12 protein-coding genes are annotated in these 12,131 nt (G+C 50.8%); 8 read left to right on the top strand and 4 right to left on the bottom strand.

From position 1 onward, the window contains the following. The first annotated feature begins 80 nt into the window (after positions 1-80). Positions 81-416, top strand: coding sequence for a YbaB/EbfC family nucleoid-associated protein (locus tag GU926_RS01230; RefSeq protein WP_160688263.1), 336 nt, complete (start codon positions 81-83; stop codon positions 414-416). Beyond that, complete coding sequence (locus GU926_RS01225) at positions 406-1,461, top strand: glycosyltransferase family 2 protein (RefSeq protein WP_232058394.1); 1,056 nt, start codon at positions 406-408, stop codon at positions 1,459-1,461. Before GU926_RS01230 ends, GU926_RS01225 begins: the two co-directional genes overlap by 11 nt. On the opposite strand, the gene GU926_RS01220 is transcribed toward GU926_RS01225, so the two are convergent. Beyond that, positions 1,426-1,644 (bottom strand): PspC domain-containing protein, encoded by a 219-nt coding sequence (locus tag GU926_RS01220; RefSeq protein ID WP_160688261.1) that lies wholly within the window; start codon positions 1,642-1,644, stop codon positions 1,426-1,428. The genes GU926_RS01225 and GU926_RS01220 overlap by 36 nt on opposite strands. Before the next feature lie 133 nt (positions 1,645-1,777). Between GU926_RS01220 and GU926_RS01215 the strand changes: the two genes are divergently transcribed. The 3 genes from GU926_RS01215 to GU926_RS01205 all read left to right on the top strand — a co-directional run bounded on the left by GU926_RS01215 (position 1,778) and on the right by GU926_RS01205 (position 5,240). Then, the gene (locus GU926_RS01215) at positions 1,778-3,568 is read left to right on the top strand and encodes a tetratricopeptide repeat protein (protein WP_160688259.1); all 1,791 of its coding nucleotides are present in this window, start codon (positions 1,778-1,780) and stop codon (positions 3,566-3,568) included. Positions 3,569-3,713: 145 nt separating this feature from the next. Next, complete coding sequence (locus tag GU926_RS01210) at positions 3,714-4,697, top strand: pyruvate dehydrogenase complex E1 component subunit beta (protein ID WP_160688257.1); 984 nt, start codon at positions 3,714-3,716, stop codon at positions 4,695-4,697. Positions 4,698-4,808: 111 nt separating this feature from the next. Continuing rightward, positions 4,809-5,240: a hypothetical protein gene (locus tag GU926_RS01205; protein ID WP_160688255.1), complete on the top strand. Its 432-nt coding sequence runs from the start codon at positions 4,809-4,811 to the stop codon at positions 5,238-5,240. Here the strand turns inward: GU926_RS01205 and GU926_RS01200 are convergent. The 3 genes from GU926_RS01200 to GU926_RS01190 all read right to left on the bottom strand — a co-directional run bounded on the left by GU926_RS01200 (position 5,237) and on the right by GU926_RS01190 (position 8,915). Next, the gene (locus GU926_RS01200) at positions 5,237-5,911 is read right to left on the bottom strand and encodes a response regulator transcription factor (RefSeq protein ID WP_160688253.1); all 675 of its coding nucleotides are present in this window, start codon (positions 5,909-5,911) and stop codon (positions 5,237-5,239) included. The two genes, GU926_RS01205 and GU926_RS01200, sit on opposite strands and share 4 nt — an antisense overlap. A gap of 363 nt (positions 5,912-6,274) precedes the next feature. Then, a complete protein-coding gene (locus GU926_RS01195; protein WP_160688251.1) occupies positions 6,275-8,098 on the bottom strand; it encodes a sensor histidine kinase in 1,824 nt (607 codons plus the stop codon). Positions 8,099-8,195: 97 nt separating this feature from the next. Beyond that, positions 8,196-8,915, bottom strand: coding sequence for a class I SAM-dependent methyltransferase (locus GU926_RS01190; protein WP_160688249.1), 720 nt, complete (start codon positions 8,913-8,915; stop codon positions 8,196-8,198). Between the two features lie 525 nt (positions 8,916-9,440). Here GU926_RS01190 and GU926_RS01185 point away from each other — a divergent pair. The 3 genes from GU926_RS01185 to GU926_RS01175 are packed head-to-tail and all read left to right on the top strand — an operon-like array spanning position 9,441 to position 12,108. After that, positions 9,441-10,958, top strand: a complete 1,518-nt coding sequence (locus tag GU926_RS01185; RefSeq protein WP_160688247.1) for a sensor histidine kinase — start codon at positions 9,441-9,443, stop codon at positions 10,956-10,958. Continuing rightward, a complete protein-coding gene (locus GU926_RS01180) occupies positions 10,955-11,668 on the top strand; it encodes a sensor histidine kinase (protein ID WP_160688245.1) in 714 nt (237 codons plus the stop codon). Before GU926_RS01185 ends, GU926_RS01180 begins: the two co-directional genes overlap by 4 nt. A 26-nt stretch (positions 11,669-11,694) precedes the next feature. Beyond that, positions 11,695-12,108 carry a response regulator gene (locus tag GU926_RS01175; RefSeq protein ID WP_160688243.1) on the top strand — a complete coding sequence of 138 codons (414 nt, stop codon included), beginning with the start codon at positions 11,695-11,697 and terminating at the stop codon, positions 12,106-12,108. Positions 12,109-12,131 lie beyond the last annotated feature (23 nt).

Below are 12,131 nucleotides of genomic sequence, written 5' to 3'. Positions count from 1 at the left end.
GCCATCTCTTTTGGCTCGTTCGCGTTAGTTTACATTACAGGCGGGTGCTTCCTGCCTTCATTAAATAGAAAGGAGATACTATGTTTGATATGATGGGAATGATGGGCAAGGTGAAAGAGATGCAGGCCAAAATGAAAGAGGCCCAGGAAAATCTCAAGCACATTACCGTCTCTGCAGAGGCCGGCGGCGGCATGGTGAAAGCCACGGCCAACGGAGAAAAGCGCATCTTGAAAATTGAGATTGACGACAACCTTCTAAAGCCCGAAGACCGCGAAATGCTGTCTGACTTGGTGGTGGCCGCCGTGAACAAGGCATTGGCAGACGCCGGCGAAAAAGCCCAGGAAGAGCTAAAAAAACACACCTCGGGCATGCTGCCTAACATACCTGGCTTAGACTTGAGCGGCTTTGGATTATAAGAAACCTACGGTGGCGGTGGTCATCCTTAACTGGAACGGCCGCCGCTGGCTAGAGCAGTTTTTGCCCAATGTGCTGGAGAACAGTCCAGAGGCCGAGGTCATCGTGGCAGACAATGACTCTTCAGATGATTCTGTGGCCTTCCTGACAGAGCACTACCCCAAAGTGAGGCAGATCATACTGCCAGAAAATTTGGGCTTTTGTGAGGGTTATAACCAGGCTCTGAAACAGGTAGAAGCCACCTATTATGTGCTGCTCAACTCAGACGTAGAAGTGACGCCCAACTGGCTGCCGCCTATGGTCAGCCTGCTGGAGCAAAACCCCAAGATTGCCGCCTGTCAGCCCAAGATAAGGTCTTTTTACCAGCGCATGCACTTTGAATATGCCGGTGCCGCCGGGGGCTTTTTAGATGCATATGGCTACCCTTTCTGCCGAGGCAGGATTTTTGACTCCCTGGAGCAGGACTGTGGCCAGTATGATGACACGCTTCCGGTTTTTTGGGCCACTGGTGCCTGCATGCTGGTGCGCGCCAGTGCGTATTGGCAGGCGCAGGGCCTGGAGAAAGCCTTTTTTGCCCACATGGAAGAGATTGACCTATGCTGGCGCTTTCAGAATTTAGGCTATCAGGTATATTACCAGGGCCAGAGCACCGTCTACCACGTGGGCGGCGGCACCCTGCCCAAAGACAACCCCAGAAAAACCTTCCTTAACTTCAGGAACGGCGCGGCCCTGCTCTACAAGAACCTGTCTGACAAAGAGCTGAACAAAATCTTTTATACCCGGTTGGTGTTGGACGGCGTAGCCGCGGTGCAGTTTCTCTTAAAGGGGCAATGGAAGCAAGTGCAAGCTATTTGGAAGGCGCACCGTGAGTTCTTCGGCCAGAAGGGTGCGTACTGGAAGGAAAAGCGACAGGCCTTGCCTGTAAAAAAGGAAACCACGCAACTGACCGGTTGGTACGGCCACAGCGTGGTCTGGCAATATTTTATTAAAGGGAGAAAGACGTTTAAAGACCTACACGTCCCAGATGGTGCTGCGCTCCCGGCGTAAATGCTTGCGCACGTTCAGCCAGAAGGCCATGATCAGGTAGACGATAACCGGTGAGCCGAACGTTAAAAAGGAAAGGTAGATAAAGGACAGACGTATGCTGCTGGTGGCAAAGCCCAGCTTCTCCCCCAGTTTCGTACACACTCCAAAGGCCTGGCTTTCTAAGAAATACTGCACTTGTTTCATGGTAGTGATTATTAGGATGCCTAAGATACTTATTTTTAAAGCGAATCAATCCTTAAACGGACCCAAAATGGTGGCTGGTGTATCTTTGATGACGCTGTAGGCCGTATTATACGATATTTTTCTACTTTTAGATATGCCCCAACTTTTTCTCCGCTCTACTCAAACCGTTTTAGTGCTTCTTTTATTGTGTGCCAGCAGCGGCTGCACCTTCTCAAAACTGGCCAAGAAACTGGAGCGGCAGCAAACGCTTACGGTAGATCCAAAAGTGCTCATGACCCGGGGCCAGTTGGTACCCGTAGAAGTGAAAGCCGAGGTGCCTCAACACTTGCTCAAGGAAGATTACCGCTACGGCATTCGCATCTACTACAAGAACAGCAAAGACGTGCAGGAGCATGTGGGCTCCCTTGGCTTTGATTTTGGCGAATATAATTTCGCGGATGGCAAGGCGTATATGCAGCGCTCGTTCGGGTTTCCCTATACGCCGTCCAAGGCCCGAGGCAATCTCATGGCGCAGGGTGTTTTGACCAATCCCAAAGGCAAGGTACGCTACACCAAACCAGTCATTCTGGCACCCGGCATTAGAACCACGGCAACCCTGGTAAAGCACGCGTTTGCGGCAGAATATATGCCCGGCGAATACAAGAACGAGAGCAAAGACCCACTCACTTTCACCATCTTCTTTGACCAGGGCTCTGCCAACCTCCGGCAGGCCGAAGGCACCAACATCAAGCTGCTGGATGATTTCATCCTGTCCAACAAAAAGACCAGCAAGGTGGAGATTCTGGGGGTGCACTCCCCAGAGAAAGAAGAAACCTCTGAACGCCACCTCGCCGCCAAAAGAGCCTCCGCCCTGGAAAAATACATCAAGCAGAAACTGAACGCCGAGTCTTACGTGAACAATCCCAAGGAAGTGGCCTTCGCCGTCACCTCCCGGCAGTTGCAGTGGGACACCTTCTTAGAACGGATCCAGAACTCAGCCTTGCCCAAAGACCAGATAGCCCAGATCACGAACATTGTACAGAGCAAAGGCACCTTTGCCGAAAAGGAAGAACAACTGCGCACCTTGCCGGCTTATGAGTATCTGGAAATGTACGTGTACCCGGTACTACGTTATGCGCAGGTGACGGTAGACTATGTGCCTAACCCCCGCAAGGATTATGAGATTTACCTGCTGGCTCGCAAGATTGTAGAAAACAAAACCAACACCGACCAACTAACCCCCGAGGAGATGCAGTACGCGGCGACCCTCACCCCCTTGCTCGCCGAAAAAAAGAAAATGTATGAAATAGCCGTGGCTACCCACATGCAATGGCGCGCTCTGAACAACCTGGGCATGATTTACCTGGAGCAAGCTCAGAAAGAACTAAAACCCAAAGCCAAACAAAGCCTGCTGGAAAACGCCATCCTGAATTTCCGGTATGCAGCCCACCGCCAACCAACCGCTCAATTGTTTTACAATCTGGCCATTGCCCACCACCAGCACGGCGATGAACTGGAAGCCCTCCACAACTACAACTACGGCGTACGATTGGGCGGTCCTTTGCCAGTCTTGCACCAGCTTTTCACAGACAAGGCCGCACTGGAATTGGAAGTGGGTCAGTATGATGATGCCGCCGCCAGCCTGGCCTATGCCGGAGAGGGACATGCTGCCCAATTCAACCGCGCCCTCCTGTATTTCCTGAAAGAAAACTATGAAGGAGCCACCTCCCATGCTCAGAAAGTCTTAGAGCAAAAGCCCTATGATGCGGCCACTCATTACCTGCTGGCGGTGATTGGCGCTAGAACTAAAAACGAAGCCTTGATCACCCAGCATTTGAAACTGGCCGTGCAGGCAGATGCCTCCTTGGCTGGCAAGGCCATTGAAGACTTGGAGTTCAGAGACTATCACAAAACGCCAGCCTTCAATAACGGGCTGCATAAATAAAGCGGGCGTTTTTGGGGTATTTCCCAGAAAACAGGCCAAAAACGGTATTCCTTCAGATTTGACGGTGATAAGAAGCCGCTTCGTTTTTTTATTTAGGCCGCAAAGCTTAATTTTACAACCTATACTGACGTAGAAACCACTTAACATGCGTACTATACAATTCAGAGAAGCATTGCGCGAAGCAATGTCAGAGGAAATGCGCCGCGACCCAAAGGTGTTCCTGATGGGCGAGGAAGTAGCCCAATACAACGGTGCCTATAAAGTAAGCCAAGGCATGCTGGACGAGTTCGGGCCGGAGCGGGTGATTGACACTCCTATTGCCGAGCTGGGCTTTGCTGGTATTGGCGTAGGTGCTTCTATGAACGGTCTCAGACCCATTGTAGAGTTCATGACCTTTAACTTCTCCCTGGTAGCCATTGACCAGGTAATCAACTCCGCTGCCAAGATGATGTCCATGTCGGGTGGCCAATATTCCTGCCCTATGGTGTTCAGAGGTCCTACTGGTAGCGCCGGTATGTTATCTAGCCAGCACTCTCAGAACTTTGAGAACTGGTACGCCAACACCCCAGGCCTGAAAGTAGTGGTTCCCTCTAACCCCTATGACGCCAAAGGCCTTTTGAAAACCGCCATCCGTGACAACGACCCGGTCATCTTCATGGAGTCTGAGCAAATGTACGGTGACAAAGGCGAAGTGCCAGAAGAAGAATACCTGATTCCAATTGGCGTAGCTGATATCAAGCGCGAAGGCAAGGACGTAACCATCGTTTCCTTCGGGAAGATGATGAAGGTAGCCCTGGCCGCCGCCGAAGAACTAGCCAAAGACGGCGTAGAGGCCGAGGTGATTGACCTGCGCTCTGTGCGTCCTATTGACTATAAATGCATCATTGAGTCTGTGAAGCGCACCAACCGCCTGGTGGTGGTAGAAGAGGCCTGGCCGCTAGCGTCCATTTCTTCTGAGATCGCCTTTAACATCCAGCACAACGCCTTTGACTACCTGGACGCCCCAGTGAAACGCGTTACCTGCCGCGATGTTCCGTTGCCGTACGCCCCTACTTTGATTGAAGCCTCTCTGCCTAACGTACAGCGCGTGGTAGAGGCCGTAAAAGCCGTGACGTACGCCAAAGCGTAACAGAAACCGTATATACTTGCACACAGGAGCCGGCCGTTCACCAATGGGCGGCTCTTGTGCTTTCAGGCGTTTTTTGCCTGATTTCTGCAAAAGAGGCCAAAAACGAAACCTATGAAAAGCAAACTCTTCTTAGTTGGAATGGCGCTGGCCGCCATGGCCCTGCACGCTTGCTCAGAAACCGCAGACTTGATAGAAGTGGTGAAGCCCGTGCCGGCTATCAGGACGGAGAACTTTCCTGTCAAGCCCATTAAAGTAGACTCTACCGTAGTGCTGCGTGTGTATTACCAACCCTCTAATGGCTGCGGAAGGTTCTCCAGAATAGATTCCACCACTACCCAACCCTCCAGCACCACCAAGGTGACCAACGTGCAGTTTTTTGCGGCGTACCCAGAAGAAGGACAGGACGTGGTGTGCACAGCGCAGGCCAAGGAAAGCCAGTATACGCTTAATTACAAGGCAAAAACTGTGGGCAAGCACATCTTCAAATTCTGGAAGACTGACTCTGAGTTTGTGTCAGACACGGTAACCGTGGAAGCCCGCTAAACTTGAGGATTCAGAATTCCTCTGGAAAAGGCGTAGGTAATCAAGGACGCAGTATTTTTAGTCTGCGTCTTTTCCAGCAGGTTCTGGCGGTGGGTTTCAATGGTGCGCTTGCTGGTGAAGAGCTTTTCGGCTATCTCCTGGTTGGTTAAGCCGTCTGCAATCAGTTGCAAGACTTCCAGTTCCCTCTTGGACAGTTCTGTGCCGGTGTGCTGCTTGCCTTGGCCTTGGTGACCAGGACCGGTAGGACTGCAGTATTTGTGCAGCAGGTTCAAGGCAATCTCCGTGCTGATGTATGACCCGCCGTTGGCCACCATTTTGATGGCGTGCGCCAATTCCATCTTGCCCACGCTTTTTAACAGGTAGCCGTTGGCTCCCGCCTTCATCATCTGGAGGATGTAGTGTTCATGGTCCATCATGGTGAGGGCTAGTACCTGGGTCTGGGGCATGATGTTCTTGATCTGCGAGGCGGTTTCAAAGCCGTCCATGCCCGGCATCTTAATGTCCAGGACCACTACGTCGGCGGGGGTTGAGGGTAGTAAGAACAGCAACTCTTCGCCACTGGCCGCCTCCCCTATTACCTGAATGTCATCTTCATCTTGCAGGAGCGCTTTTATGCCGTCCCTGATGATGGTGTGATCATCGGTGAGTATTACCCTGTATTTAGCTTTCATTAAATTTTATATAAATCTAAAACCGCAATTGTGGGGGCAACAGTGGTTGACATATGGATTACCTACTATATTATACAGAATAAGATGATTCTACAAATAGTATATTTACAAGATTGAAATACAAAGAAAAATACAACAGAACTTCTATTTATAGTGCCTTAACCGTCAATGGTTTACTAACCCGTGCCATGGCAGCCTTATCAACACTAGGTATTAATACGTAGCTAAAATTAAGTATTCCGGGCAGTATACCACGCAGCGTAAGCCCACCGGAAAAGTCGTGGGTATTGACGAAATTTTTAAAGGCCGAAAATCGTTTTGCCCCTTGTGTACTAGCTCCGCCGCCTTCATGCCGCCTACCTATTATCTTGCTTTTAAGGGAAGCGTGATTTTGGTGGTGGTACCCTGCCCAGGTTTGGAAATGACAATACAGGTACCGCCCTGGGTGCTCACGCGGTTTTGAATGGACAATAAGCCGGTTCCGCTTCGCCGGGATTTGGGCGCGTGAACGTATCCAACGCCGTTGTCCTGTACCTGTATATCTACCTGGCGGGTGGTCTTGGTCACCGTAACAGAAAGAAAAGTAGCCCCGGAATGGCGCACCACGTTGTTCATTAGTTCCTGCACAATGCGGTACACGCAAATCTCCAGCTTAGGTGCACACCTTTTCTGGCCCGGGTCAATGTCAAGCTTGATCTGCATGGTCAAAGGCACAATCTTGCTGGCCAATTCCTCCAAGGCAACCTTTAACCCGAAGTCCTGCAGCAGGGACGGCATCAGTTCAAATGATATTTTTTTGGTATCTGCGATGGCGTCAGTCACCATTTCTTCTAAACCGGTCAAGAAGGCCTTGTGCTTCTTGTTTAGGTTCTGGGTGGCCAGGTACTGTTTCAAGCGCATGCCGGTGGCGTATAGCGTCTGGCCCACGTTGTTGTGGAGCATTTCGGCCATGCGTTTTTTCTCTTCTTCCTGCGCCTGCAACACTGCCTGCATGACGGCCAGTTGTTGCTCTTTGGCGGCGGCGGCGTTTTTTTCCTCCAGCTTCACCTGCTCGGTTACGTCCTGCAGGTAGCACAAGCCGCCTTTTACCACTCCGGAAGGGTCCAGGAGCGGTTGCGCAAAAACATTCACAATCTTGTCCTGTGCTTGGCTCTTGAACTTGAGCACCTGCAGTCTTTTGCCCAGCAGAACGGTTTTTAGTTCGGATTCAATGGAGGAGTTATGGTAGTGGGGATAGGCCTGCGCCGTGGTTTTACCAATGATATGGTGCGCGGGTATTCCAGAAAGAGTTTCCATGGCGGGGTTCCATGAAGTGACCTCCAGTTCTGGCGAAAACGTAAAGATGGCAATGGGGCTGTTCTGCAGAATGGACTGCGCGTGGGTCTGGGCTTCTTGCAGGAGTTGACTTTTGCCGCGTGCTTCTTCCTCTGCCAACATTTGCTGGGTAACCTCGTGCATGATGCAGATGGCGCCTACCACCTGTTGCCGCGTGTCCCGGATGGGGAACAAGTACCCGTCATGAAAAAGGTCTGGGCTGAATCGGGACTTTCTTCCTTTCATGATGAAGGGCTCCCCTTTCAAAGCCTGCTCAAAAAAGTGGTATTCTGGGTCGCCGTTATAGTAGGGCAGTACTTGCAGAATGGTTCGGCCCAGCACGTGCTGTTCAGGAAGTCCCGTCAATTTTTCCATGTAAGGATTCCAGACCTTGAACTTAAAATCTGTGTCAAAGGCGAAAACCCCGTCTATGCTGTACTTGAGAAAAGCCGAGGCGTGCAGCGCGTCTTCCTGTTCTTCTGCCGCTTCCAGGTGGCAGGATTGGTGTTTCCTTACCGGTTCTGGCTTGCTTTTTTGGAAGGATAAAAGAAAGTAAAAAGGATCCTTAACGGGGTGGGCTGCAATGCCCACAGTATACTGAGCCTCTGTAAAGGAATGCTTCCCTGACACGGCGAGGTCAATCTTGCTGCCATTTTCTGGAATCTGGCAGGAAAGTGCCTGTCGGAGCTTCAGGCCTTCACCTGAGGAAAGTAAATGGTACACAGACCCGCCTGCCACCTGGTCCCAGCCGAACGCTTTTTGGGCCATATCATTTCTGTACACCACTTTGCCTTCCTCACACACCAACAAGGCAGGATGGGGCAGTACGTCCAGAAAACTAGCGGGAATGGGAATATTAGCAATCATTGACATGGTACCAGGATCTGTCAGGTATTTTTTCTCCTAATACCGCCGTCAATGAAAAGGTTAGCGTTTTTGGGCTCTTTTCTGGAAAATAAGCTAAAAACGACTATTGCAGGGAAAGCCGGGCCAGGTAATGGTGGTCTTCTTCCTCCCTGATGAGCTCTGCGTTAAAGCCGGCCTTCTCTGCAAATTCCTGCAGCAACCCAAAGTCAATGAACAGCCACGGGAAGGGCGCGGTTTGCTCTTTCTTGTATTGCATCACGTAGGTAAGCTCGCCGTAATAATCGCCGTTTAAATCTACCAGTACAGACCCGTCTTCCTCTTCATACAGGTACAGAATGTCTGAAGACTCCAGCAGCAGATGTCCGCCGGGGGCTAGCCACTTTTTGCAGGTCTCCAGAAAAAGGGGCAGGTTGTCCAGGGTGCCCGCCAGACCAATGCCGTTCATGAGGAGTAGCAGCGTGTTATGGGGCTGGGGTGTTGCTTTGAAAAAGTCTGCACAGACAACTTTGTCCACGCCGCGCGCCTGCATGGTGGCACAGGCCTTGGCAGAGATTTCCAGGGCCGTCACGGTTAGTCCTTTTTCCTGAAGGGCCAGGGCATGAGACCCCGCTCCCGCTCCCACGTCCAGCACTTTCCCCTGGCACAAGGACAAAGCCAACTGCTCGCGCTCGGGCATTTCGGCCAGAGTTCTGAACAGGTAGGAAACAGGGAGTACGTCTTCATCTGCCTGGTCTGTGAACACCTGCACCTCAACCGTATGGTTTCCTTGCCAATAATCTGAAATTGCGCTGCCTAAAGGATCTGCCGTGTGCGTAGTTGCCATATAAATTCAATTGTACTACCGCAAAAGTACGGAAATATCACCTGGCTGGCACTGCTCATACAGCCTTCCTGATTGCTCTACTCACGGCTTGTTCGTTTTTGGGCTATTTTACCAGAAACAAGCCAAAAACGCCCATCCTATGCAAAGTTTTTGGTTTCCTACTTCTCCAGAAATATTAGGTGGTGGCGTTGTTAATCGCGTAAACTCCCCCGTTCATCGAAAAGGCCGGCCACTTTCCGCGGTTTGTCCTCAATTTTATATTTCAGAAATTCTGGACTTGGCAGTGTTTTCTCCGTTTCAGGGTGTTGTTTTTTTTACCATTTGGTGGTTTTAGTTTCATTATAAAGCTGGCTATGAAAAGGTAAAAAAGGCGTTGCCCCGTTTTAAGGTTTGAGGCCACACCGTAATTTAATTGTCATTTCCTGTAGTATAGTTTGTGCTGAAGGAGCAAGACCAACCAATTTCAATTTTCTATATTTGAAAAACGCTTCTACGCGGCAAAGGCCGTGGCTTGTACTAACCCGCATGAAATTAATCACCACCATTCACCTGGGCATTGGCTTCATTCTGCTCATGTTCTGCATAGTCACGTTGGGCTATGTGCAACAGACCCGGCAGGTGCGCACTGACCTGAATGATGTTCTGTTGGCAACCTCCACCATCAAACTGTCTGAAAGCGCCCAGAAGAATCTGATTGACATGGAGACGGGCTTCAGGGGTTACCTTTTAACGGGTGAAGAAACTTTCCTGGAACCCTATACCGAGGGCAGCACCGGTTTCTTTTTGCAGCTGGCCCAACTAGATTCACTTACCCAAGGGCTGCCCACCCAGAACAGGATGGTGCACGAAATTAGAGAAAAAGCACGTTCCTGGATTACAACCTTCGCCGAGCCCCTTCGCCTGGCCAAAGCTAAGGCACCCACCAGTCAGGCCGCCAATGCGCAATATGATTTCCTGTTCAAGGCCACGGCGCAAAAAGCGGTGGGCAAGCAGCTCATGGACAGCATGCGGACCAAGTTCTCTGTGATTGAGCAGGACGAGGAAGTAGCCAAGCAAATGAGACTGGAAGAACTGAACAACTCCTTCGGCCGCGTAAATTACATAGCCATTGGGCTGACTCTCCTGGCCATTCTGGCGGGTATTCTGGTATCTTACATGATAGGGAAAAGCATTAGCCGGCGCTTTATTAGAATGACGGCGCTGGCCAACAGCATCGCCAACGGCAATTACCAGGTGGCTCTGGTAGATGACCGTAAAGACGAGATTAGCAGCCTCACCAAGTCCCTGAACAAGATGGCGGCCAAGCTGCAGGAAAGTTTTGCGCACTTGACCAAAGTCAACAAAGAGCTGGACCAGTTTGCCTACGTGGTTTCCCATGACCTGAAAGCTCCGCTGCGGGCCATTAACAACCTAGCAGAGTGGATTTCTGAAGACCTCACTGAAAAAGACCCTGAGATCATCCAGAACCTGACCATGATGCGCGGCCGCGTGCACCGCATGGAAAACCTCATCAACGGCATCCTGGACTATAGCCGCGTGGGCCGGAAAGAGTTGCCAACTACTACCTTCTCGGTGCAGGATTTGTTAAAGGAGGCCACTGAGAACCTCTCCCCGCCTGCTGGTTTCAAGATAACGGCCACTACGCCAATGCCGGTCTTGTCTACGGAGCGGACATTGTTCTACCAGGTTCTAGCCAATTTGTTAAGCAACGCTTTTAAATACCACCACTTGCAAGAAGGCAATGTGCAGGTGCGCTGCACAGAACTGGCAGATTTTTACCAGTTTGAGGTAGAAGATGACGGTCCCGGCATTCCGCAGGAATACCATCAGCGGGTGTTTGGCATGTTCCAGACCATGGAAGCCCGTGACGTGAAAGAAAGCACGGGCGTGGGCCTGGCCATCGTGAAAAAGATAGTGGAGGAGAAAGGCGGCGAGATCTGGATTGAGTCTGAGAAAGGGCAAGGCTCTATTTTCAAGTTCACCTGGCCCAAAGACAAAGTAGAATTGCGCACCGAGAAGGAAATTAACGAAGCAATAGCATGAGCCAAGAGGTAGACCAAACGTGCCAGGAGCAGCTAAACCACCTTCGGGAGGAGTATGAGGAGTTTGCCTACATTGTCTCTCATGACTTAAAGGCACCGCTCAGGGCTATCTGCAACCTTTCTGCCTGGATCAGCGAAGACTTGGGCCAGGACATTGACCCAGAGGTAGGCCATAACATCCAACTGCTGCAGAACCGGGCTGAGCGCATGGAACGCATGATCAACGCTATACTGGCCTTCTCTCGTGTGAACCGCCTAGACCTGGAGCTGCAGGAAGTGAATGTAAGGGACTTGGTGGAAGAAGCAGCAGCACCTTTTATAAAGAGCCGTGGCCTGGTAGTTCACCTAGACCAGCTACCCACTTTGTTTACGTATGCCAAGAAACTGGAAACAGTGATTACCAAATTGCTGGAGAATGCCGTACACTTTAACCAATCTCCAACGCCAGAGGTCACGGTTTCGGCTCAGGAAGTGGGGGATGTTTATAAGTTTACCGTAAAGGACAATGGCATTGGCATGGCGCAGGATTCCCTGGAAAAAATATTCAAGCTGTTCTACACCGTGCAGCCGAAAGATGAGCAGGAAAGCCTAGGCGCCGGCCTGACCATTGTAAAGAAGATCATTCAGTTTGTGGGTGGCAGCATAGACGTAGACTCTGCTACGGGCCAGGGCACCACGTTTCAGTTTACCTGGCCCAAGAACATTCAATAGATTTACAAAAACGCGTTTTATATCTCATGGAAGAAAAAGTAGTAAATATATTATTGGTGGAGGATGATGAGGTGGATATCATGAATGTGCAGCGCGCCTTCAAGAAAAACAACATCAACAACCCCCTGCATATTGCGCACAACGGCATAGAGGCCTTGGAGATGCTCAAGTCAGGCTCTATTCCCATGCCGCCCATCATCATCCTGGACATCAACATGCCCAAGATGAACGGGATTGAGTTTTTGCAGGAGATGCGGAAAGACCCTGAGTTGAACCGTATAAGCGTGTTTGTCATGACCACCTCCAATGAGGACAGTGACAAGATCAACGCCTACAACCTGAACGTGGCTGGCTACATTCTCAAGCCTCTTTCTTTTGAGAAGTTCATCTCGGCGGTGGCCACCCTTGACCGATACTGGAAACTTTGCGAACGTCCCTAACACCAGCGTACCAATCCTACCGC

Origin of the sequence: Nibribacter ruber, from assembly GCF_009913235.1 — a bacterium.
Lineage (GTDB): Bacteria > Bacteroidota > Bacteroidia > Cytophagales > Hymenobacteraceae > Nibribacter > Nibribacter ruber.
This window is presented reverse-complemented; position numbering and strand designations above follow the sequence as displayed.